This is a genomic window from Bifidobacterium mellis (assembly GCF_000967265.1).
Classification (GTDB): Bacteria; Actinomycetota; Actinomycetes; order Actinomycetales; family Bifidobacteriaceae; genus Bombiscardovia; species Bombiscardovia mellis.
This window is the reverse complement of record NZ_KQ033884.1, coordinates 52,281-76,979: the sequence shown is the minus strand read 5'-3', so window position 1 is coordinate 76,979 and position 24,699 is coordinate 52,281. Positions and strand designations below refer to the sequence as shown.

12 protein-coding genes and 2 tRNA genes are annotated in these 24,699 nt (G+C 57.0%); 7 read left to right on the top strand and 7 right to left on the bottom strand.

The annotated features are described in order from the left end of the window. Positions 1–292 precede the first annotated feature (292 nt). A complete protein-coding gene (locus JF70_RS08375; protein WP_052690634.1) occupies positions 293–3,775 on the top strand; it encodes an RCC1 domain-containing protein in 3,483 nt (1,160 codons plus the stop codon). 179 nt (positions 3,776–3,954) lie between these two features. Here the strand turns inward: JF70_RS08375 and JF70_RS08370 are convergent, their stop codons facing one another. From JF70_RS08370 to JF70_RS00200, 4 genes are all read right to left on the bottom strand, one after another. After that, positions 3,955–4,785 (bottom strand): hypothetical protein, encoded by an 831-nt coding sequence (locus JF70_RS08370; RefSeq protein WP_052690633.1) that lies wholly within the window; start codon positions 4,783–4,785, stop codon positions 3,955–3,957. Positions 4,786–4,895: 110 nt separating this feature from the next. Beyond that, positions 4,896–7,016, bottom strand: coding sequence for an alpha-galactosidase (locus JF70_RS00210; RefSeq protein ID WP_045934828.1), 2,121 nt, complete (start codon positions 7,014–7,016; stop codon positions 4,896–4,898). Between the two features lie 425 nt (positions 7,017–7,441). Next, positions 7,442–9,193 carry an FAD-dependent oxidoreductase gene (locus JF70_RS00205; RefSeq protein WP_045934827.1) on the bottom strand — a complete coding sequence of 584 codons (1,752 nt, stop codon included), beginning with the start codon at positions 9,191–9,193 and terminating at the stop codon, positions 7,442–7,444. Between the two features lie 120 nt (positions 9,194–9,313). Then, positions 9,314–9,877 (bottom strand): peroxiredoxin, encoded by a 564-nt coding sequence (locus JF70_RS00200; protein ID WP_015021096.1) that lies wholly within the window; start codon positions 9,875–9,877, stop codon positions 9,314–9,316. A gap of 156 nt (positions 9,878–10,033) precedes the next feature. Here JF70_RS00200 and JF70_RS00195 point away from each other — a divergent pair, with 156 nt between their 5' ends. From JF70_RS00195 to JF70_RS00185, 3 genes are all read left to right on the top strand, one after another. Then, positions 10,034–11,425, top strand: coding sequence for a hemolysin family protein (locus JF70_RS00195; protein ID WP_045934826.1), 1,392 nt, complete (start codon positions 10,034–10,036; stop codon positions 11,423–11,425). A gap of 174 nt (positions 11,426–11,599) precedes the next feature. Further along, positions 11,600–12,079 carry a Dps family protein gene (locus JF70_RS00190; protein ID WP_015021094.1) on the top strand — a complete coding sequence of 160 codons (480 nt, stop codon included), beginning with the start codon at positions 11,600–11,602 and terminating at the stop codon, positions 12,077–12,079. 490 nt (positions 12,080–12,569) lie between these two features. Next, positions 12,570–13,799, top strand: coding sequence for a Na+/H+ antiporter NhaA (locus tag JF70_RS00185; RefSeq protein ID WP_197069068.1), 1,230 nt, complete (start codon positions 12,570–12,572; stop codon positions 13,797–13,799). Between the two features lie 110 nt (positions 13,800–13,909). Here JF70_RS00185 and JF70_RS00180 read toward each other — a convergent pair whose 3' ends face one another. Together JF70_RS00180 and JF70_RS00175 are read right to left on the bottom strand one after the other, a co-directional pair. Continuing rightward, on the bottom strand, positions 13,910–14,677 hold the full coding sequence (locus tag JF70_RS00180) for an SDR family oxidoreductase (protein ID WP_045934825.1): 768 nt from the start codon (positions 14,675–14,677) through the stop codon (positions 13,910–13,912). A gap of 497 nt (positions 14,678–15,174) precedes the next feature. Continuing rightward, on the bottom strand, positions 15,175–15,783 hold the full coding sequence (locus JF70_RS00175) for a M48 family metallopeptidase (RefSeq protein ID WP_045934824.1): 609 nt from the start codon (positions 15,781–15,783) through the stop codon (positions 15,175–15,177). A gap of 104 nt (positions 15,784–15,887) precedes the next feature. On the opposite strand from JF70_RS00175, the gene JF70_RS00170 reads away from it, so the two are divergent. The 3 genes from JF70_RS00170 (at position 15,888) to JF70_RS00160 (ending at position 19,000) form a co-directional block, all read left to right on the top strand. Beyond that, positions 15,888–15,961, top strand: a tRNA-Ile gene (locus JF70_RS00170). A gap of 37 nt (positions 15,962–15,998) precedes the next feature. After that, positions 15,999–16,071: transfer RNA gene (locus JF70_RS00165), tRNA-Ala, on the top strand. Between the two features lie 1,936 nt (positions 16,072–18,007). After that, on the top strand, positions 18,008–19,000 hold the full coding sequence (locus JF70_RS00160) for a bacteriophage abortive infection AbiH family protein (protein WP_082069291.1): 993 nt from the start codon (positions 18,008–18,010) through the stop codon (positions 18,998–19,000). Between the two features lie 273 nt (positions 19,001–19,273). Here JF70_RS00160 and JF70_RS00155 read toward each other — a convergent pair whose 3' ends face one another. After that, on the bottom strand, positions 19,274–24,679 hold the full coding sequence (locus tag JF70_RS00155) for a type ISP restriction/modification enzyme (protein WP_197069067.1): 5,406 nt from the start codon (positions 24,677–24,679) through the stop codon (positions 19,274–19,276). Between the last annotated feature and the right edge of the window lie 20 nt (positions 24,680–24,699).

The following is a 24,699-nucleotide window of genomic DNA, read 5'->3' as shown; positions in this document are numbered from 1 at the left end:
GTTCAAGGATGAGGCCCCGTTCTCTTGCAGATAGCAGGAGGCGGGGCCTCATTACATCCAGTCGTCTCTTGACACGAGTTTTGCGTTTTTTCGAGTAAAATGTTGAGTGTAGTGGTGTTGGGGAGTTGGCTGGGTTTCGATATGGCTTGTACGGCTGGCGCTGGGGCGGCTTGAGGACTGGGGAACTGGACGGCTTCCTGACGGATGGAACGTTGTAAGCAGGGATTCATCAGCACGCTTGGAGGGATGGTGGAAGCGGCTGTGTCCGGTATGGGTGAAAGGTTGTCGGCTTATGCATCTGGGTACCCGTCTGCGTCGTGTCTTACCGGCGACGATCCTCCTGCTGGGCCTGCTGGCAGGCCTGGGCGCCGCGTCCGCCCAGGCGGACGCTCCCCCATCCATCGAGGGGGGCCGCCGGACCCCCCATACAGCTGAGCACACCCCCGGCAGCGCAGCCGGCACACCGCTGCCCTCGCCCTCGCCGCTGGAAACCGCCCCGCCCCTGAACCCCCAGGCATCAAACCCCGGCACCCCGTTAACGCCGAAGGACACCACCAACGGCGCAGACCCCTCTCCGGCCAAGCCATCCGACAAGACGGACGAGCAGGCCGCGCACACGGTGCGCTTCGACCCGGCCGACGGCAGCAAGCCAACACAGGCGAGCGTGAAGACCGGCACCCTCGCCACTCCCCCGCAAGAAAACCCGCAACGTCCCGGATTCCGGTTCGACGGGTGGACGCTCGACGGCCGGCCCTATGACTTCCGGACCCCCGTCCTGAAGGACACCACCCTGAAAGCCCAATGGTCGAGGATCACGGACTGGACGCTGAGCCCGGAGCACGGGCCCGCCACCGGCACCCGGCTGACCATCAGCCCGCCCGACAAGCAGGAACCCTACTACACGAGCATCCAAGCCGCAGGAGACCAGATTGTGGGCCTGACCGGGGACGGCCGCATCCACACCTGGACACAGGACCACACACCCGTGCAGGTGCCTTCCCCCACGCAGGCATCCGACGGGTTCCACTACCTGCAGGCCGCGGCAGGCGACCAATGGCAGGCGGCACTCGGATCCGACCAGCACATCTACACCTGGGACAGCCAACAATCAACGCCCACCATCCTCGACACCGGACAGGACACCCGGTTCACCAGCATCAGCCTGAACGGAGACCGGCTCCTGGCCGTGGACCGTAAAGGACAGGTCCACGCCTTCCAAGACAGCCAGAAAGACAGCCGGGACCCGAATCCGAAACTCCTGGAGCAGGCCACGACCATCCTGCCCGGGAAGGCGCAGGCCGTCACCGCCGCCGCCTCCGCCAGCCGGACCCTCATCGTGGACTCTGACGGGCAGGCCTGGACCTGGGAGACGAGCAGCCCCGGCGATGTCAAGCCCGAACCCGTCAGGCAGGACCCGGGCACGCGCACCGTCCAGGCGCAGGCCCTCAACCAGGGGTTCCTCCTCCTGGACGCGGACGGGCAGGCCTGGTACCTGGCCGACTGCACAACCAACCCGACAGTCGTCAGCCCGCCGGAGGGCATGAAAGCAAGCAGGATCACGGCAGACAAGAACCAGGCCATCATCACCGACTGGGAGGGCCACGTCTGGGCATGGAAGCCCGGCGAAACACCCATGCGCGCCGACAACGGGAACCAGCCATACACGCAGGCCGTCCTTGCAGACGGCAGGATCACCGCCATCAGCAGGCAGGACGGCCTCCACCAGTGGAGCCTGGACGGGCAGGGCCGGCCCGGCCAGCCGGCAAGACCCGACACCACCACAACGCCCACCCTGGAAACAGCCAGCATGGACGGCCAGCCACTGACACCCGACAAGAGCAACGACGCCTGGCAGACGGACATACCAGCCCACACGCCAGGACCAGCCACCATCACCATCACCGGCAGTCAGGACGGCCAGCCCTTCACCAGAAGCCTCAACTACACCGTCGACCAGCCGCTGACCAGAGACATCCGACAAGGCTCCACCCACACGGTCAGCTTCGACACAAACGGAGGAAGCCAGGCGCCCCAACCCCAACAGGTCCCCTACCCGTACGGGCGAGTGCAACGGCCCATCCCCGACCCAGTGCGCGAAGGCCACCAGTTCGACGGATGGTTCATTAGCGACATCGCCTACGACTTCAGCAAGCCCGTCACCGACAATCTCACCCTCACCGCCAAATGGACACCAAGCACATGGACCATCAACCCCGACAAGGGCAGCCAGTTCGGCAACGAAACCACCACCATCACCCCACCCCCTGGCCAAGGCATCAAATTCAACCAGATCAGCGGCTCAAGAGATTTCGGAGACAGAGGGTTTACTTTGGCGGTCGGCAGTGACGGAAACGCTTACGCATGGGGAAGAAACAACTACGGCCAGCTCGGCGACGGGACACTCACACAGCGAAACAAACCCGTCATAGTGAAAAAGCCTGCAGGCGCGTCGGCGGATTTCACCTACGTGCAGGTCAGCGCTGGGGATGAGCAGTCGTTGGCAGTGGGCAGCGACGGATACGTGTACGCATGGGGGAATAACGAATCGGGTCAGCTCGGCAACGGCAGTAGCGGCGGCTATTCGACCGTTCCCTTGCGCGTGATTGACCCTAACGATCCCCGCAGTGGGCTGACAGCTGTACAGGTGAGCGCCGGATACTATCATTCCTTGGCGCTTGATGCGAGAGGGAACATCTGGGCATGGGGATTCAACCAGTTTGGCGAGCTCGGCAACGGCAACAACATCAACTCAGCAATCCCCACGCTAGCGCAATACCCCAGGGATGCAGGCACAGTGACAGCCATACAAGTCAGCGGAGGATTTCACCATACGGCGGCAATAGACACGAAGGGGAACACCTGGTCATGGGGATGGAACTGGTTCGGCCAGCTCGGCAACGGCAACAACATCGACTCAGCAATCCCTGTGCCAGTGCAATACCCCAGGGATGCAGGCACAGTGACAGCCATACAGGTGAGTGCCGGAGCCGATCATTCGTTGATAATAGACACAAAAGGAAACACCTGGGCATGGGGATGGAACCAACTGGGTGAGCTCGGCAACGGTTCCAGCAGCGCTGACGCGAATCCTGTTCCAGGAATGGTGAAATATCCCGAGAACGCGGGCACAGTGACAGCCATACAGGTGAGTGCCGGCGGCTATCACTCGCTGGCGATCGACAAGAACGGTAACGCCTGGGCGTGGGGAGGCAACGATAGCGGTGAGCTTGGTATCGGCACTACTAGCAAATCGGAGATTCCCGCGCTGGTACAGTACCCCAAGAATGCAGGCGCGGTGACAACCGTACAAGTGAGCGCTGGCGGCTATCACTCGCTGGGAATCGATAAAGAGGGAAAAACCTGGGCATGGGGATACAACCAGTTTGGTCAGCTCGGCAACGGCACTATCAGCAACTCATCGATTCCCACTCCGGTGGCGTTCAACCTGTCCCCGGTGATCAGCAGCGTTACGTTCGACACCAGCCCTGCCACGAATCTGAACTATATAAACGACAGCAGTGTCACGGTCTTGACACCTGAACACCTGCCGGGCCCGGTCACGGTCAGCGTGGGCTACACGCTGGGCTGCGAGGGAAGCACCCTGATTAACAAGTCCCTCACCTACACGTACCTGCCTGCAGGCGTGCTTCCCCGGGCTGGAGGGGAAGGCATCCTCCTCGCCTTCGCTACGGGCATGACCGGCATGGGCGGGGTTCTGGCTTCACGCCGCCACAGGAGGGAAGCACACCAACTGTTGCACGCTTCGCACGAGTAAGACAGGCCTGGGACGGATCAATCCCCCCGCCCGCGCCTGGAGGAGGCGGAAACACGGCCGGAACGGCCACGGGCATACAACCACAGCCAGCCCGGCCGCTGTTTACTCATTCCGTCAGCCATGAGTTCCGCCGACACTGGATCTGGCTGTCATAGTCATTGCGCGATGATAGGGTTGTATCACTGTACAAAGATGCAGAAGCGAATGACATGCACCGTCTGTTGGGGAGACAGTCGGCAGAGTTCTTGGGAGGCTCTGTAAATGGCATTATCGAATATTCCCCACTGTACTTCGCACGAGTAAGGCCGGGTTCCCATCACTGCAATCCGGCGAACTGGCGGCTGTGCCCATCCCAACCGAGCACGGCCGTCATCTACTTCTAAACGGCGGAAAGATACACGTCGTAGCGCTCGATACACGTCGTAGCGCTCGGGCTTGTCCGCGAACTCCAGGCCAGCCGACTGATACCAGGAGTATCGGCGGGTGCCGCCGTCGTCAGTCCAGATCTCAGGGCAGTCGTTGACCAGCCAGTCCGAGGGAATGGCATGCGCGCCGCCAGTCGAGGCCAGGGCCAGCGCCTGCCTGAGCTGGTCCTCCTGGCCGGCGGTCAGGCTGCCGGAGCGGGCCGAAAAGAAGAGCGGGGTGCCGGTCCGCGCCAAGAGATCCATCCACTGGCGGTTGAGCTCCCAGTCGATTGAGTCGGATATGCCTACGCAGTCGGCGTCGGTGGCGTAGAAGCTCCCGTTCTGAGGCAGGCGGAAGGCCAGGGTGTTGACTCCGATCTGCCTGGTCCGCTCCCACTGCAGGCCGCTGGTGTCGTCGCCGGTCCGGTTGATCTGCATGAAGCCGACGCCCAGGTGGCCGACCACATTGCACCCTTGGACCAGCATCCCGGCCTTGGTAGCCTGCTCGAAGATGGCCCGGTAGAGCTGCTTGACCACCTGGGCGCTGGTCAGGCTCCTGTCGTAGAAGTGCCAGCCGTCCGGGCTGGACGATGTCCTAGCGGACATATGTCTGCATCGGTGGTCAGCGTGATCCAGTCCGGCTCTCCCAGGCTAAGGCTGGTTGGGTTCATGATTCAGTGCTCCTTCATCCCTGTGGTGTGACTGATGGCGGCGGGTCAGACCCGGGCCAGGTCGATCAGGCGGATGGTTTCAGGCTGGCAGCGGGGTATGCGGATGCCCACGCGCTCCAGATAGGTGCCGGTGACCTCGGCGGTGCCCAGCGGACCGGTCGGATCCAGGTGCTCCAGCGAAGCCCTGGGCTTGGCGGGGCCGGTCCAAGCCAGCCGGTACCGGGCCTTGGGATCCAGGCCGGGAATACGTAGATAAACACCACGATTATGCAGGGATTCGTCCAACTGGACGTGGGCCAGGATGGCACGGCTGCGGTCGGGGGCCACCACGCCATGGGCCAGGACCGAGGGGTCGGCCAGGTCCAGGCGAACCACGCGGCCGGAGTGGAGGAAGCCGCGATTGGCCTTGTACCAGGTGATCCATTCCTTGAGCCGCTCCAAGTCCTCCTCGCTGGCCTGGCGGATGTCCCACTCGATGCCCATGGACCCGAAGACGGCCGTGGCCGCCCGGAAATCCAGGCTGTAGGTTCTGCCGGTCTGCTGGGAGGAGGGCTGGGAGACATGGGCGCCAATATACTCGGGAGCCACGGTCTGCTCGGTCCAGCGTTGGATCATCTGCCTGCTCAGGGCATCGGTCATGTCGGAGTTCCAGAAGCGGCGGACCTTCTCGATCACACCCAGGTCGATGCGGCCGCCGCCCGAGGCGCAGGACTCCCACTCCACCTTGGGGAAGCGAGCGCGGAGGGCGTCCAGCAGGCGGTAGTAGGCCAGGGTCTGCTCGTGGATGGCCGGCGCGCCACCGTGGGCCTGGGAACCGGCCTCAAGCAGGTCGCGGTTGTGATCCCACTTGACGTAGTCGATTTGGCAGGACCCCAGAACCTTGGTCATGGCCTCCAGCACGTGGTTGAAGGCCTGGGGGTTGGTCAGGTCCAGGACCAGCTGGTTGCGCTGCAGCTCCGGGTTTCTGGAGGATGCCCTCATGACCCACTCAGGATGGTCGCGGAAGGCGTCCGAATCCGGGTTGATCATCTCCGGCTCGAACCAGAGGCCGAACTGCATCCCCAATTTATGGACATAATCAACTAAAGGCTCCAGACCCTGGGGCCAGACCGCCGGGTCCACCCACCAGTCGCCCAGACCGGCCTTGTCGTCCCGGCGCAGGTGGAACCAGCCGTCATCCAGAACGAGCCGCTCCACCCCGATGCGTGCGGCCCGGTCGGCCAGGTCGCGCAGGGTATTGAAGTCGTGGTTGAAGGTGATGGCCTCCCAGACGTTCAGGATGACCGGCTGCTCGCGCGGATGCTCGGGCAGGGTGCGCTCCCAGGCGTGCAGGCTGTTCATGATCGGATCCATGCCATGGTCGGAGGCCGTGACCACGATCCAGGGCGTGCTGTACTCCTGTCCCTGGTCCAGGACCACCTCGCCGGGCAGGAGGAGCTCGCCAGCGCTGACGCCGGCCGGGGTGGCGCTGTTCCGGTCCACCCGGAGCACGGTGTTTCCGCTCCAGGCCGGCTGGACGCAGAGCACCCTGCCGTGATGGAAGTCGAAGCCGGGGGTGCCCACCATGACCACGGGCCCCTCGAAGCCGGTGCGGCCCCAGCGGAACTCGCGCACCCAGGCCCCGTCGGCCAGGTCATGGCGCTGGGGGCTGCGCTCACGCTCGTGCCTGCCGGCGAAGTCCAGAATCTGGGTCTGCTGGTCGTCCAGGGGCAGGCGGACCTCCAGACCCTCCAGCAGGAAGGGATCGGCGCCCAGGTTGCGCAGGGTGTGGCGAATACGCAGGGAGCCGCCGGCCATGGCCTCCACCCTGGTCTCCAACCCAAGCTGGGCATCCTCGTCACGGGCCTTGATGGTCAGCGAGTCGGCGGTCTGCTCGGTCTGGCCTTCCACCAGGAAACGGGGCGACCAGGAACGCCCGGCCTGGATGCCTTCGGGGCCTTGGGCGATCCGATGCCCGGTCAGGCCCGGATGCAGGTAGGTGTTCTGTGCATGCTCCAGCAGCAGGGGCGAATGGGTCGAGGTCCAGGCGGGGGTCTGTTCCAAGCCATCCAGGTCGGGACCCGCATAGAGCCCCCTGATGTCAGGAATATCGGCACCCGGCGTAATGGGCCCCAGGGCAATATAAGTGAATGGCTGATCAGAATGGACCGGCTGTGGAAAGAGCATGAAAAATCCTTTGGTAACTACGGCACAAATGTGCAAAAACAACGATGCTTGACGAACCAGTGAGCCGCCCGCTCCACTGCAGTTAGGCGGTTCCTGATTTATAGACTACTTGACTGCTCCGGCCACCATCACCGCATTGAAGTGGCTCTGCAGGAACATGCAAGTGCCCCTCCCCCGCCCATGGGGCCTCCTCAATTAAGGTTGCAGCAGGACAGAGCGTAATCATTCCATACTGTCAAGCCGATCATGATGACGACGGTCACCGCTTGCGCCATAAAGGCGGTGGACCGTGCAGACCGTGGATAGCATCAGCAATTTTCCATCAACGTAATTCAGAGGCTTACACCAAAAAAGCGCTGGCATCATCGCCACAAAGGCATTGACACCAGCGCCCTTTCAGACTCTGTTCAGGCTCGGACCCAGGGTCAGGCCCCGATCAGATCCAGCATTTCGGGAACGGACTTCTTGCCGAACTCCACGGTCTCCTGGCCGTCCTTGCGGATGACGATGCAGGGGACGCTCATGACCTGGTACTGGTCCTTGAGCTCGGGGAAGTGGGCCAGGTCGTAAGCCTCGGCGCGCACCTTGCCGTTCTGGGCCGCCACCCGCTGGGCAGACAGGACCGTGGTCGGGCACATGGTGCAGGTCAGGGAGACCAGCATCATCACGTCCACCTGGTCCTTGATGGCGTCGATACGGTCCGAGGTGGGCTGATCCACCTGCTGCCCGGGGCCCGCCGCATTGTAGAGGGCCAGGACGAAGGAGTTGAACTCGTGGCCGCTGGGCACACCATGGAAGGCCAGCCCGGTCGGCTGGGAGACGCCCTGCTCGTCCACGCGGCAGATGCGCACGCTGGGGCGGGCATCGGGCAGGTCGCCGGCGGGATCGTAATCCTTGCCGTCCTCATCCGTGCGGGAGTCCACCCTGGAGGTCAGCTTGCCATCGGAGAGCCCGACCAGCTCGTCCACGAAGGCCTCCAGCTCCTTGGAGACCTGGCTGCCGTCCAGATCCAGGGCCAGCTCCAGCTTTCCGGTCATCTTGCCGAAGACCATGTCCAGCTGCTTGCGGATGTCCGGCCCGAAGAAGCCGGAGGTCTTGGCCGGGGCCTGGTCGTGCTCCTGGGCCACAGGCGCGGGCGAGGTGCCCGAGGCCAGTGCGGAGTTCTCGGCCTGCCGCTCGGAGCGGGCGTAGGGGGAATCGTCGGGCCGCGGCGGCACCAGGCCGGTCTTGTCCGACATATTGGAGGCGTAGCGCTCCAGCTCCACGGCGGCCACAGCACCATCGGCGGTGGCGGTGATGACCTGGCGCAGGTTCTTGACCCGCAGATCCCCGGCGGCGTAGATGCCGGGCACCGAGGTCTCCAGGTAGCCGTGGGTCAGCACGTAGCCGTGGTCGTCCAGATCCACCACGCCCTTGAGCATGCCGGTCTGGGGCACGTAGCCGGCGAAGACGAAGACGCCGAAGGTGCCGCCGTCCTGGGGCTTCCAGGTGGTGGTCTGCCCGCTCTTGCGGTCCAAAATGGTGGCCTCGACCAGCCCGCCGGGGCCAGCGGAGACCCCCTTGAGCTCGGTGGAGTAGTGAATCTCGATCTTGTCGTTGTCACGGGCCTCGTCAGCCACGGCGGCATCGCAGGTGAAGTCCTCCTCGCGCACCAGCAGGGTCACCTTGGTGGCGTACTTGGTCAGGAAGACCGACTCCTCGGCTGCCGCGAACCCGCCGCCGACCACCAGGACCTCACGCCCGGTGAAGAATTCGCCGTCGCAGGTGGCGCAGTAGGCCACACCGCGGCCCGCGTACTCCTGCTCGCCCTGGAAGCCTATCTTGCGGGGGCTGGCGCCGGTGGCGATCAGGATGCCGAAGGTGCGCAGGTCGCCCCGGGAGGTGTGGACCACCTTGATGTCGCCCTGGGCCTCGATGCCAGTGGCCTCGGCGCTCATGAACTCGGCTCCGAAGTTCTGGGCCTGCTGGCGCATGGTCTCGGTCAGCTTGCGGCCGTCGGTGCTGGCCACGCCCGGGTAGTTGACCACGTCGGCCGTGATGGTGATCTGGCCGCCGAAGTCGTCCTTCTCCAGGATCAATGTGCGATACCTCGCCCGGGCCAGATAGAGTCCTGCGCTCAGGCCTGCAGGGCCGCCGCCGATGACGACCACGTCATAGAGATTCTTGTCTTCCGTCATGAATGCCTCTTCCGAAGGAATGCACGGATGTGCTGTTTTGGATGCTGGTCGTGAATACAGAAAAGGGAACCCGCCCTGGTCGCTTCCGATCGGCGAGTTCCCGATGTTGGCAGCTGCGGATCAGAGCTGGCCGACCAGATCCAGGCTGGGCTCGATGGTGTCCTCGCCGGGCTCCCACTTGGCAGGGCAGACCTGATCGCCGTGCTCGTAGACGAACTGGGAGGCCTGGACGCGGCGCAGCAGCTCGTCGGCGTTGCGGCCCACGTTGGAGGAGATGACCTCGTAGGCCACGACCTTGCCCTCAGGGGTCAGAATGAAGTCGCCGCGCTCGGCCTTGCCCTCGGCCTCGTTGTAGGTCTGCAGGTCCTTGGCCAGGGTTGCGGTCGGATCGGCCAGCATGGGGTACTGGACCTTGGCGATCTTCTCGTTGGCCTCGTGCCAGGCCTTGTGGACGAACTCGGTGTCGCAGGAGACGGAGTAGATCTCGCAGCCGATCTTCTTGAAGTCCTCGTACTTGCTGGCCAGATCCTCCAGCTCGGTGGGGCAGACGAAGCTGAAGTCCGCAGGGTAGAAGAAGAGCAGGGACCAGTGGCCCAGCAGATCCTTCTTGGAGACCGGGAAGGTCTTGTTATCCTGGTAGGCCTGCGTGGTGAACTCAGTCAATTCGTGCTGAAGCTGTGACATGAAAAATCCTTTCGGGAGCGTTGGGAATGTCGGTTTGAAGCCGAACCTGCTTCCGTGTTTCATGCTAGTCAGGTAGCGCTATATGGGGAAGACGGAGGTTCACAGCTGGGGTGTGACATAGGGCACATGGGGCGTCCATACCCTAGCATTGAAGGCATGGCATTATGGCTGAACATCCTGCTCATTCTCTTCTTCCTCCTGCTCGGTTCCGTCTTCTCGGGGACTGAACTGGCGCTGGTCTCCCTGCGAGGCTCGCAGCTGGAGCAGATGGAGCAGCAGGACGCGCGCGGCGCCCGGGTGGCCCGCATCGCCCGCGACCCCAACACCTTTCTTTCCGCCGTGCAGATCGGCGTGACGCTGACGGGCTTCCTCTCGGCCTCCTTCGGCGCATCATCCATCGCCCCCTACGTGGTGCCCGTCCTGACCGGGTGGGGCGTGCACGAGGGTCTGGCCGGCACTCTGACCACGGTGATTCTGACCCTGATCATCTCCTACTGCTCCATCGTCATCTCCGAGCTGGTGCCCAAGCGGATCGCCATGCAGCGCACCGAGGCCATCGCCAGGGCCGTCGTTCCGGCCATCGACGTCTTCACCACCCTGTGCAGGCCGCTGATCTGGCTGATCGGCAAGAACACCGACCTCATCGTGCGCATCCTGGGCTTCGACCCCCAGCAGACCGACACCGAGGTCAGCGACGACGAGCTGCGGATGCTGGTCTCATCCAACACCAACCTGAGCAAGGACGAGCGGATGATCCTGGGCGATGTCTTCGACGCCTCTGAGACCAGCGTGGCCGAGGTCATGCGTCCCAGGGCCGACGTGGTCTTCATCGCCGGGGACATGCCGCTGCAGGAGGCGGTCGAATTCGTGCACGACGAACCCTACTCCCGCTACCCGGTGACCGGACGCGACTTCGACGACGTGCTGGGCTTCGTCCACGTGCGCGACCTGATGGACGTGCGCAACCCCCAGGCCAAGACCGTGGCCGACGTGACCAGGCCCGGCATCGCCCTGCCCGGCACCTCCAGGCTTCTGCCCAGCCTGGAGAAGCTGCGTAAGAAGGGCATCCACCTGGCCGTGGTCATCGACGAGTACGGGGGCACCGACGGCATCGTCACCCTGGAGGACATGACCGAGGAGCTGGTGGGCGACATCCGCGACGAGTACGACCTGCCCGAGGAGCAGAACCCGGCCCATCCCCAGGCGACCGCCTTCGTCAACGGGGTTGCCACGGTCGACGGCGGCATGACCATCGAGGACTTCGCGGACCTGACCGGGATCGAGCTGGAGGACGGCCCCTACGAGACCCTGGCCGGTTACTTCCTGGCCCAGACCGGGCGGATGGGGCAGGTGGGCGACGTGATCCACTCCGACGACGGGTATGACATGGCGGTAACCAAGGTGGACGGGCGGCGCATCGAGACCATCGAGGTCAGGCGGCGCCAGGAGGCCGAGGACCAGGCTGGCGATGATGACGACGAAGCCGGCCAATCCAATGCCGGTCGAGGCGATGCTGTGACCGAATCCCAGCTGACAGTCAGCCGGTGACCGCCCTCACGCCAGTCAAGGAAAAATGACTATCAGCGTAGCCGATGGTCCGTGAATGATTTCACTGGTTGATTCCCGCAAAATGCAAGCGTTTCCTTGCCTTTTCCTCTAGTCTGGAAGTACATGGTCGGGCTGACCCGACCGCAGGCATAATTTCATATTTAAGGAGCGATTATGGCATTGAACTTTACCGTACCGGGACTCGACGAAGCGACCAGCGAGAAGGTCATCGCCATCCTGCAGAGCCGTCTGAGCCAGGAACAGGAGACTGCCCTGATCCTCAAGCACGCCCATTGGAACATGAAGGGCAAGGAATTCATCGGCATTCATGAGATGATGGACCCCGAGGTTGATTCGGTGCTGAACATGGCCGACGAGACCGCAGAGCGCATCGCCACCCTGGGCGGCTCCCCCGCCGGACGGCCTGACGACATCATGAAGAACCGCGATTGGGATGGCATCACCATGACCGGCCGCCAGGATGCCCTGGACTACCTGAAGGCCCTGGACACCTACTACACCACCTTCATCAAGCGCGACCGTGAGGCCATCAAGGAGCTGGACGACCTGGACATCGTCAGCTCCAACATTCTGCAGGACCACGTGCAGGAGCTGGAGCACTTCCAGTGGTTCATGCGCAGCCACCTGTTCTGAGTTGCTGAGTTTCTGAGTTCTGAGAGCTCATCACCGCTCCGATAAGCGGTATGCCGGCGGCCCTGCATCGTGAAAGGTGCAGGGCCGCCGGCATTTTCTCTAACCGAGATAGACTGCTGGGCTTCAGGATAGAATTGACACTTGGGAGACGGCCGGGCGCCGCCTCACGCCGGGAAGACTGGTCGGCCATGGAAGACCGAACCCTACCCGCCCGACCAGGAGCATCATGCCGCCCACGCCTACATTCCCAGCATTCTCTGTCAATCCACGTCGTCAGGATTACGACGATTCGAATTCGCAACAGAATCTCAAACCCTTCAATCCCGGGCAGTCGGATTCCCGGTCATCAGACCCCCAACCGAATTCCGGACCGTCGGATTCCAAGTCATCGAATGCCCAACCATCAAATCCACAGCGTGGGCAGGGTGGATCTGACAGGGACCGACACAACCGACTCCATCCTTCAAACTTCTTCGCCGCTCTGTCATCCTTGGCTGAAAATGATCGGATCACCGGACTATTCATGATGGTCTGCGCCCTGGCCGGGCTGATCCTGGCCAACCTGCCAGAGACCGGGCCGGGGCTGAACGCTCTTGCCGCTTGGATTCCTCTGGACCTGCCCGGTGGACTGAAGCTGTCCCTGAAGGACTGGGTACAGGACGGGCTGCTGACCATATTCTTCCTGACCATGGGTCTTGACCTGCGCCAGGAGGCTGCCACGGGCACTCTGCGCGACCACAGGCAGGTCCTGCTGCCCATGCTGGCCGCTCTGGGCGGTGTGGCCGTTCCGATCCTGATCTACTGCCTGTTCAACCTGGGCTCCCCTGCCGGGTTGCGCGGCTGGGCTGTCCCAACGGCCACCGATGTAGCCTTCTCCCTGGCGGCTCTGCAACTGCTCCTGCCCAAGGCCGGACCCGCCTTGCAGGCGTTTTTGATGACCCTGGCCATCTTCGACGACCTAATCGGTGTCCTGCTGATCGCCCTGGGCTACTCCAGCTTGGGACAACCGGGCTGGCTGCTTGTCTGCTTGGTCGGTCTTGTGGTCTGGACGTTGCTAGTCCGAGCGACGAGCCGTTCCTTCCGGCTCTGGCGACCCTTGATACCACTGTTCCTGCTGGGCGCCCTTGCGGGCGGTCTGCTGGCCTGGTACGGCCTCTTCAAGGCTGGAATCCACCCCGTGCTGGCGGGAGTGGCAATGGGCCTCTTGACCCCTGTTGCCAGGTCGAACGAAGCAGGACCTTCCGGGACCGAGACAGCAGGGATTGAGCCGAGCCACGTCCAGACATCATCGCCTGCCGAACAGTTGGATCGCCTGCTGACGCCCTTGAGCGCCCTGGTGGTCCTGCCCGTGTTCGCCTTCTTCTCGCTGTCCATCCCCCTGGATCAGCTGGGACCCGGACTGCTGACTGACGGGGTCTTTTGGGGCACCACGCTGGGACTGGCCTTGGGCAAACCCCTGGGAATCATGACCATGGTGATCCTGGCAAGTCATCTGGGGCTGCGGCGACCTGCCGGCGCCACGACCGGGAACATGATCGGCCTCTGCCAGCTCTGCGGAATCGGCTTCACCATGTCCTTCCTGATCGCCAACCTGGCTTTCGCCGGATCACCGCACCTGGAATCAGCCCTGCTGGGCGTGCTGGCAGGGTCGGTCCTGTCCGTGCTCATCGTGGCCGTGGGCACCATTCCCGGTCGGCTGCGTTCCGCCAGGCACACATAGGCTTAGCTACCAAGACCCAACCTCTGCCAGACCCAGTTCCCGCCGGAATCAACCTGCCAAGCTCGGTTTCTGACAGAATCAGTTTTGACAGCATCGGTCCCTTACCAGGCTCAGTTGCGACGGTAAAGCTTGGTGTAGGAGCCTTCGGCCCGGGGACGGACCACGATTTGGTCAATGTCCACAGTGTCGGGCTGCTCCAGGGCCCAGGTGACGCATCCGGCGATGTCGTCGGCGGTCAGCGGGTCGGGCACCCCGGCGTAGACCGCATCGGCCCGGTCACTGTCCCCGCCGAACCGCTTCAGGGAGAACTCGTCGGTGTGGACCAGGCCCGGGGCGATGTCGACCACGCGCACCGGCTGACCGATCAGCTCCAGCCGCAGAATACGGGCCATGACCCGTTCCGCCGCCTTGGAGGCGCAGTATCCGCCGCCGCCCTCGTAGGGCTCAATGCCTGCCGTCGAGGAGATGACCAGGACCGTGCCCTCCGACTCTTTCAGGGCCGGGAGCAGCTTCTGTATGACCCGCAGGGTGCCGATGACGTTCAGCTCGTACATGCCGCGCCAGTCGTCCAGGCTGGAGGTAGCCACCGGGTCCTTGCCGAAGGCTGCGCCGGCGCAGTTGACCAGAGCCTTGACCGGCCCACCCTTGAGCACAGCATCGACGGCCGCCTGAGTGGAGTCCTCGTCGGTCACATCGCAGACCTCATAGGTGAAGTTCTGGCCCAGCTGGTCGGCCAGGGCCTTGAGATTGTCCTCGCGCCGGGCCAGGCCAACCACCTTCCAGCCCTTGTCCACCAAGGCCCGCACACTGGCCTGGCCGATGCCGCTGGAAGCACCGGTCACCACGGCACGCTTGATTGTCTTCTTGGATTCCGTCATTTCAACTGCTCCTTCATGATCTATTGCCCCGGATCGGCTCCACACGCGCCTCCGAGTCGCAGGGAGCCTGCCTAACTGCTGCAGGATCGCCCCTCTTCTTTAACGCTAGCGCACCAGCCTGGGCTGCGGCAGTCTCCCGTCGGTCTTCGATGACAAATGTGGTGCATTACACCAGGCTTGAGTAAGTAGGATCAGAACGAATCAATGGCAGATTAGTTGAATCTGAATAGATCAAAGCCAAATCGGGCTGAATCAGACCGCATAGTCAGGTTAGATCATGATAGACAGGACAATCAAAAATCAATCCAACTTCGCACCAGATGGCCCAGGAGGGGTTCGGGCGCGAAATCATCAGCACGGATTATGCCACAGGTTCGTAATTTACAAGCTCCCCGTCCACAAGTTCAGGACTCATGAGGAGTGTATGACTCCAAGAGTCATGAATCTAGAAGTCATGGATCTCGAAGTCATAACTTCAGACGTCTAAGCTTTGCGGGTCACAAAGCCAGATAGCGGTTAAGACGACGACGGCGCTCGGTCCAGTCAGGCATATAGTGATCCATCCGCGCACGGAAGCCCGAGCCATGACCGTGCTCGTAGAGGTGGGTCAGCTCATGAACCAACACATACTCCAGCAGGTCAGGATCCAGCCAGGCCAAGTCGGTGTTGAGCCGGATGCTGGCAGTGGCGGGGGTGCAGGAACCCCAGCGGGTTTTCATCTTCCGCAGACTGATGCGCTCAGGCCGGCGACCTACCACAGGGACCCACCGATCCAGCAGAGTCGGCAGCCGATCCTGGAGAACTCTCTTGGCTTCGGCCTCGGACCGGTCCGGCGACAGCTGACCATCGGCTCCGGGTTGGGCGTAGACATCGCGCGAGCGGGCCAGACGTTCTCTAGTGGTTGCGATCCAGCGGCGCTTGCCGTCGATAAAGGCACGAATCCGGTCATCGCTCAGGGCCAGCGGCGCCGTCACTTCCAGATGGCCGTCAGGCGGCTTGACCCGCAGATAGACGTTGGCGATCCGCTTCCTGATGACCAGAACCGTCTCGCCGCCGACCTCCAGCTGCTCCGATCGGACTGGTTCCGCACGCCGTTTCCGCCTCATAACCCCCATTCTTCCGCCAAGACGCGACGCAACGTCGCCGAGATTGACTTGAGAGGACACTATGGTAAGCTATCCATTTGTGTGATTCTTCGATCACACGGCATGGGCCTGTAGCTCAGCTGGTTAGAGCGCATCCCTGATAAGGATGAGGTCGGAGGTTCAAGTCCTCCCAGGCCCACGCATTCTTGCGCGGTTGAAGTTCATTTCACATTCACGGGGCTATGGCGCAGCTGGTAGCGCATCTGCTTTGCAAGCAGAGGGTCGCCGGTTCGAATCCGGCTAGCTCCACAGGTAGGTCCTCTGCAAAGTCCTAGGCAGTTTCTTTTTTGCCACAAACTCTTTGCCTGTAGCGTTTCGGAGTCATGCTTTATCTCTACCTATACCTCATTCTTCACGAAACCTAATAATCAAGTGCTGTGAGAAGTTATATCCCCCGAATATCCATGAACATTTAATGTCATGAAGGTAGGTCCGACAACTTCAAGTCAGATCTAGACAGAGTACGAGGACTTGACTAGGAGCAAATACATTCTTGCCCATTAACGTGCGTGCGCCGGACTAGAAAAGTGAGGGCAGCTTGCACCGTGGAAGAGGACAGCCTGTAAGCATCAGGACTTTTCTGGAACTACTACTTGATTTTGTGAGGTCCTATCGCACTCGAGCGAAAATGGGAGAGCACTTCTCACACCGATTAGTCTAAGAGGAAAATATGTATACGCTGAGAATAGCAACAACTCTGATTTTTTCTTTGCTGATGCCACTGGCGTGGATCAAAGCATGTCACTTTACAACCTATACTATATAAGGCTCTACTGCCAAAGCTACAACGTACTAGATCAGGACCGCGACTGAAACGTTGGAAAGCACACTACTCCTTCAATATTCACACTGTTCTCATAATAATTAACAACTGTATTCACAGTAGGCATTCATCGTCTCCATCACGAACAACATCGCGTGTGCCTATATTGTTGCATGCCAAAGTAGGTAGCTTATCCCTGCGCCCAACTACAAAACTTCACGTATAGATAAACTTGCACTGCATTTCCAAGTACGACATCTATCAACTAATGAAACTTAACTGAGGACGTCACCAGATTCATTGCTTTCATCTTCCGGAACCCAAATACCAGCTAGGACACACGCAGCAGTGTCACACAGATATTAGAGAATTGTTGTGCAAGACACCAGACACTAGGCTTAACAGGCTAAATTATGCATAAGGAAAGTGGAGCCAAAATTATTAACCACTTCATTTACACACGTAACAGACTTAGACGATCAGAGAATAAGCTTAGCAGATTATCATTTCCAAGATTCTAATGCTTCTATAATTCTCTCCGGCTGTGACAGCCTCCCTCTTTCGAGAGACGCTTGCTTCTTCCATTGCCAATTTTCCTTATCTCAGATTATTTTGCATCAACTATTGTTCTGTTAGCACGACCGCATATTCAACAACATACCCACAACGCCGAGACGAGTACTCATATTACTTCCTCCTTAATAATTGAATTTATCCACAAAAAGTATATGGGTTGCTAATTATTGAGTACTTCTTAAGCGTGCCCTTTTAAGGCGTCGATATCCTTTATCATATAATTGTCAAATTCCTAATAAGCTAACATAAATCTTGATAGTATTCGGGATCATGCCTTTCTCTAGATACCCGTTCGAGCAAGGATAAAATCACTCTATTTCAGAATTAGCATAAGACAAAACAACTATCGCCACCGAGCAGTCAATCTCTCCGTAATTTTAGATCGCTCAGCGCAAGCGTCCGTAACTCTTGAGAAGGCACCTAGCTTATATATTTTACCAGCAATCTACCGTACTTGTGTTATCTGATTCAAAAAGTCTTGCACTATAGCTTCATCGGTCTCAAGATCTCCAAACGCTATCATCCATAACATTTAGTAATATTAAGAAATTATTATTGAGATCTATTTTATCGAACTTAGTATCGGATTATACAATGAAATGATCAGCCATTATCCTTTCAAGAATCCCAGATCAGTAAACCAGTATGTTGTAAGACTTCTGTTTTGAACTTGGCTATTTTGATTAGTTAGTATTAGCTGTCTATCGTTAACGACTCTTAATGGTTTCTTCAGGTTCTAGTAGTTTTGGGGGCTAATTAGAAAGTAAGTTGGGTATGAATGAACAACTGCGATGTTAATTAGCTTCAACCTTACTACCATTTTTCTCTATAATTTAACAGTACACTATGTACACTGATGATAAGGAGAAGGTAATGGTACGTCTTTATGTTATCGGCAATGGTTTTGATCTTCTCCACAAATTGCCAACCTCGTGGGATGATTTCATCTATTCTTCTGCTGGGGCGTTATGGAACTCAAGTATTTTTGAAAATCCTGACGATCCTGAACACCCGTGGGCGGATTTAGAAAGCAATCTCGGCAAACCTAACGTAGAAGAAATATGCGAACAGCTTAAGGAAAACTACGAACAAACGATATCCACAATGGATACGGACTCAGGAGGCGCAGTTCCACCCGCAAATCTTAATTTAACAAGTAGCCTAGGTATAAGTCCTGATGTGTATGACGAAATTGCAGAAAATGTGAAAGAGTGGATCAGCAGCGTTAGTCTTAAAGGGGTTCATCCTATTCCGAAGTGGCCCTTGCCAAGTGATCTATTTGTTACCTTTAACTACACAATGCTGCTTGAAGAAGTGTATGGGGTTAAAAAAAGTCAGATTTGCCATATCCATGGTTCTGTCAAATCGGCTAAAATTATTGTGGGCCATGGGTCTGATGTCGAAGTGAGAGGCCTTTCACAGATAGAAAGCACCGAATATGATCCGTATCCTAATCAGCCCGATATCTCTCAGCGGGAAGTGGAGGCTGAATTACGCGACATTGCTGAAAGTGTGGGTCAGAGACTTATTGAAATTACTAAGAAAAATATTGATTCAGGTCTCGATAATCTCGACTACTTTCTAAAGCAGATAAGCGGAAAGCAAGTGAAGGAAATTATAGTTATAGGCCACTCACTAGGAGACGTCGACAAACCCTATATCAACAAGCTGGCATTGGCGTATCCACAAGCGCAGTGGACTGTTACTTATCACGGCGACAAATGCCGAAAAGAAGACAAAACCCGGAAAAGCGAAATGTACTCAAGCGCAAAAGCAAATGGCATACCTTTGAAGGGATTAAAAATAATAAGGTCTAAGCAGTACTTCGACAGCTTATAATCGTTAAGCCCGAAAAGATTATTCGCCCCCCCCCCCAAAAAAAATCATAGACACGCAGCTTACCTTCAACACAATCGGTTAACAACGGCTATCTAAACTCGATACGCCTATTTTAGTTTACGGTGGGGGGGGGGGGGTGAATACACGGGCATTAGAATTTATGATATCCATGCCCGTCCAATCACGAATCGGCATTCACCTTGAACCTCCGCCACCTTTTATGCGCTTTCACCCGCACCAGTTCGATTGAGTTGCTGTGACGTCACAGTATTATTACCACCCTAGGGGCCAGAATGAGGGTCTGTCCTGCGCATTAATCGGAGGCAAGGAGTCAACGATCTTCATCGTTTCGATTGACACGGTGACAACCGATTCGAGCAAATCGATGATATATCTGGGGTTGCCGCTCTCTCGCACCCAATCGTTAGGATCATTAGTAATCCCACTGGCTCTATCGGTTTTCACTCGATACTGATCCATGACCCATTCAATAGCCGACCGGCCTGATACCTTGTATCGATACGCTTTCTCGGGAATGTTTCGCAAGGAGACCTTATCGTTAATGATGATCGTCGACCTGTCCTTGCCTTGAGGGTTGTCTTCAGATTTCGCAGTGCGTCCGAATTGGAGCTTCTGCACTCTTCCTGGATCAGAATGGTCGGCATCTTCAGACCAATCCTCAACTATGCGGCCGTCCTGACCATCGTCGGTGCTCACATAGCGTTCAATACTCTCGTACCCTACATGCAGTGCCGCAAGGCGGCGGCCCGCGAGCTGATATGTATCGAAATCAGCAGCGAATGGGATTCGTGGTAATTCCTTGCGCAAATTCGCAGAGAAATGCTCACGATATTCAGGACTATGCAGCAATCCATACACATAGTAGAATATGTATTCTTTTGCCACTGAGACATCTTCTGCATGCAGAGAACGATTATCGGGATACGCAGCACGGAATACGCACAACGTATCCTCCGTGATGGCATCATGCCTGATATACCGTTTGCCTTGACTATCGCTTACGATCAAGTCGCCAGGTTTAAGAAGGGATTCATATCCAAGATCAAGTTCACCCTCTGGAACCTTCCTGGAATCATCTATCGCCTCATACCAATACAAGGGGAAGCACTGACCCTTTTGCACTGCATCGAGACAAGTGATCTCTTCCGAGATTAAACAGGAAAAACCTGTGTTGCCAACACCAGAAACATCGATTACTCGATTGACAAAAGGCAAAGGAGACGTCTTTACCGGGGCACTGTTGTATACATCGTCCGGACTAGGGAAACCCCCTTTACTTACCAGATTTATTGGGAACAAATCCGCATTTTTATACATCCTCTCAATAAGTCTTGAATCATAGTACAGCCACTGTTTCGTGAAGGGACGATAAACGCTCCGCACCAAAAAACGACGAGAGAAATCAATAGCATTTCCCCGTTTAAACTGTTGGAACAATGATTGATTCCACTTGATACGTTTGCCATCATGGACTACAAAATCTTCAACCCTCCCGCTTTGTCCGGACGCTGACCATCGCTTGAGTTCTGATCGGTAGGTGTCAAGTAGCTTCTGAATACTGCTGTTCACAGTATCTGCTGAAAATCCATACGAGAATGCATCACGCCCTGTAGCCACTCCCAAAGAATACGTAGTGAACATACCCGGCAATCGTTGGCGCTTACCTAGCGTAAGAGGAGCGTAATTATCAAAGGAATCATCTCTTTGAGACAACCAGTCGCCATGCTCGTCGGGAACGAGAATCTGCCATTCAAATTTTTCTCCATCTACCGATTCATTTACAGTCGATAGCTTTTCGTCACGCGAAAGATAATCACCAATGTCATAATAGTGAACAATGCCATGATGCCTGGCTTCGGCATCTCGCACCAATACTGTTATTGCAACAGTAGACCTAGATCCTGATCCAAATACTTTTCCTCCCTCTTTGCGGGACTCTTCACCCCTTGTTCTCTGATTTCCCCTCAGATTGAATACGTATATATCACTGAACTCGTTGCATAGAGCCTTGCGGAATCCGTTAAAAGCAATGCTGTCAAGCCATCCGCCATTGCTCACAAACCCTATAATGCCCTTACCGTCGCAATTAGGACCTGCAATTCTGTCAGAAGCCCAGCGGAACGCACGAATATAAGAATCATATATCTGACGCTTGTTTGAAGATGATGAAGTAGCTACATAGCTCTCCTCTATGCGCGAATCAAGCGTCTCATAGTGATCGTTGGCGTTGTTCTCATTCGCTGACTTTTGGCCTGCAGAATATGGAGGATTACCGAATATGACAGTGATGAGCTGTTCATTCTCACGCTGCACACGTTCACTGTTCGCCATGAACACTGACTGGTCTATGGTGTCGTTATCTTCCGAAGTCTGGAAAGTGTCAGTAAGTACCCCGCCCGGGAACGGGACGTAGAACGAGTTGCCTTTGTCACCAACTTTTCCAGACTTGGCTAGCTCCATCTGTACGGAGTAGAACGCGGATTCGATGTTGACCATCGCTATGTAGTAGGCGAGCAGCATAATCTCGTTCGCATAGATCTCATGCTCATACTTGTAGCGCAAGTTCTCAGCAGGAATGAGTCCGGAACGCAGAAGCTCAACGATGAAAGTGCCGGTTCCTGTAAACGGGTCAAGGATCGTAACGCCCCGATCGCCTATATGCTTTCCGAAATGCTCACTAAGCTGGCGGTCCACGGCATGAATAATGTAGTCTACGATTTCAGTGGGCGTATAAACGATACCGAGCTTCTTGGAGTCGTCCTTGAACGCATTGCGGAAGAACGACTCGTAGAGGTTCTTCACCAGCGTCTGACGGGCGGACTCGTCGCTGTGCACAGCCGAAGCGGAGAGCCTTACCTGGGCGTAGAGTTCCGACAAATCGTGTTGTGGATCGGCCTTGCTAATTAACGGTTCAAGCAGCTTAGTAATGGGCTCGAGAGCCTGCGATACGGGATTGGCTTGTACGAAGCTCCGGCCCTGCTGATCCTTCTGCTGTGCGAACAGCGCATCAAAAATAGGCGCAGTAAGGATATGCTGAGCCAGCATGCCTATTGCGTCATCTCGGTCGATGCCTGGATTTAGAGTGTCACGCAGTCCTTTTAGGAATATATTGAATGCCCTTCTAACCTGCGCATCATCAACGACGGCATTGTTAATAATCTCCACCGTCGTCTTCGCGATTTTAGCGACGGAGTCTGCCCAATCATCCCAGTAAGCTGTATCTCCACATTTCTGAACCAGTCTTGCTTGGAAATTCTCTGAAATCTGCTTGTCAAAGCTTAGCTCACCCTGCACCATAGTGGTCAGAGAGCCATGCTTTTCATTAAGTGCCCCCTCATCGATACCATCCTGGTCTACGTAATCACCCCGGCCTACACGGTTCGATTTGCCCGGCTTACGCTGACGCTTATGTTGCTCAGACTGACGATGCAAACTCAATGCATTGATACGCGCATCCAAACGCTCATCATGGGAACGCAAGGATTGCAAAATCTTCCAGACTGTCTCAAAATCGGAGCTCGCAAGCACGTCATTAGCGTCAGAACCTTCAGGAACAACGACCGGAAGGATAATATATCCATACTTTTTATTCTCAGCCTTGCGCATCACCCGTCCAACAGCCTGAACAATATCAACCTGCGAAGCTCTTGGCTGGAAGAAAATCACTGCATCCAACTGCGGCAAATCAACACCCTCGGTAAGGCATTTCGCATTACTCAGCATGCGGCATTCGCCTTCATCAGGAGGTTCACCCAACCATGAAAGCAAGTCGTTACGCTTACGGGCTGGCATACTGCCGTCAACATGCTTAACGCTGGTTTTCAGAAGCCCTTCAACTTTATGTCCGCTCTTTATCTGCTGCTCAAGATATCGAAAAATTACATCATTGAATCCATCGGCAAGCGCCTTTGAATCGGCAATACGCCTCGTAAATGCCACTGCCCTACGTAATGGTTGCACCGTTTCAGTACGGGTTTCCCCCCCAGATTGCCGCTGAGATTGGTTACCCATCACAGCAAATTGGACCTGTTCACCCAATCCCGTATCGATATCAACGGATTCCAGTGCACTGTTGGTGTGCACTCCTCGGGTCAGCAACCCGTTCCATGCACCAACAATTTTACCTGCGAACGACTGTGCCTGCTCTGCGATCTTGGCCTTGCGCGTTTCTGCAAGAGTATCGCGATCAGCTTTACGTGATCTACGACGCTGAGCCTCGATCTTGTCATACTCATCACGCATGGTTTGCGTGCTGGTCATTTGTTCCTGGAGGTCAGAGGCCTGACCCTGGGCGACGCCGAGCACCAATACGCGATAATCGCTTAGTATTCCCTGCTCCACAGCGGAGCCGAACTTAAGCCTGTGGAATTCTGGTCCGAATACTGCTTCGTTATCCATCGAATAGGCTGTATAGTCAGCACGCTTGGCCTGGTCTTTTGCGGCATCGGCATAAACTCTCGGGGTGGCAGTCATATACAAGCGTCTTCTCGATTTGAGTAATTCAGCACTATGAACCAAAACAAACGGAGATGTCTTACCTCTGTTATCACTGGTGCCAGCGGTGCGATGGGCCTCGTCACAAACCACCAGATCAAATTCAGGCATACCCATGCGCTGTGCATCAATCGTGGTCTGTATTGATTGATAGGTGGAGAACACTACGGAAAGACCAGCCTTTATACTCCCAATTTCCACATTACGCTTTAAAGTCGCAGCATTGGTCGTTGTCGGGAATGGCACATCAAGCACCGAGGAAGACCACGCATCGTTATCTTCACCCCTTGGTTTGTTTGCCGTCTCATCTGAGCACACGACAAAACCTGCCATGCGATCCATCGCTTGATGGGTCCAGTATTGGAAAGTCTGAGAAACTAAAGCGATGGAGGGAGCCAGGAACAAAACTCTGAAAGGTGCATTCTTCAGATCTGGGTACCGCTCGTCGCGTCTGCTCTTCATCTCTTCAGCGAGACGCAAAGCTGTCAAAGTCTTGCCTGTACCACAGGCCATAATTAGTTTACCCCGGTCATGTGTTTCGAATCCCCGAAGGCAATCATCAATCGCCTTGCGCTGATAAGGACGCGGGGAAAATTTCCTGACTGTCGCTGAGGGAAGGAATGGGGTCCAATCGACAAAATCGCCATCCAAGGCGGTTGAATCGATGATGGTGGCGCCGAATTGTTCGGCCTCCCGATAAAGAGTTTTTGTGAGACCTGCCCCTGTATGCACAATAATCAAATGATCGGGTTCGACTTTCCTGGCAAAGGCAGCAGTAAAGAATGTGGATATATCAGCCTTGTCTATAACGTGCTCGGTTTCAACATATTTACATTGAATCGCCCACAGCGATCCATCGACACCACGGGCCACCAGATCGATGCCAGTGTCATTCCTGGGCAGATTATGCGGTTGCCCATGCGCGTCATTCGTAAGAAGCGGATTGCCCTTCTCCGACCACATCCAAACATTGCTGAACTGAGGAGCCCATGCGGAGTCATGCGTCAGGAAATATTTTGTCGCCTGCTCAAAGGCCGTCCCACGGGCTCTCTCCCCGCCTTCCACCTGAGCCGCCATTGACTTCTCGATAACATTGAGAACATCTTGAAAGACTGCCATATAGTTATTATCTACCATTACTTCGACAATTAAACCCTTGGTCACACTTTGCTCTGATATAGATT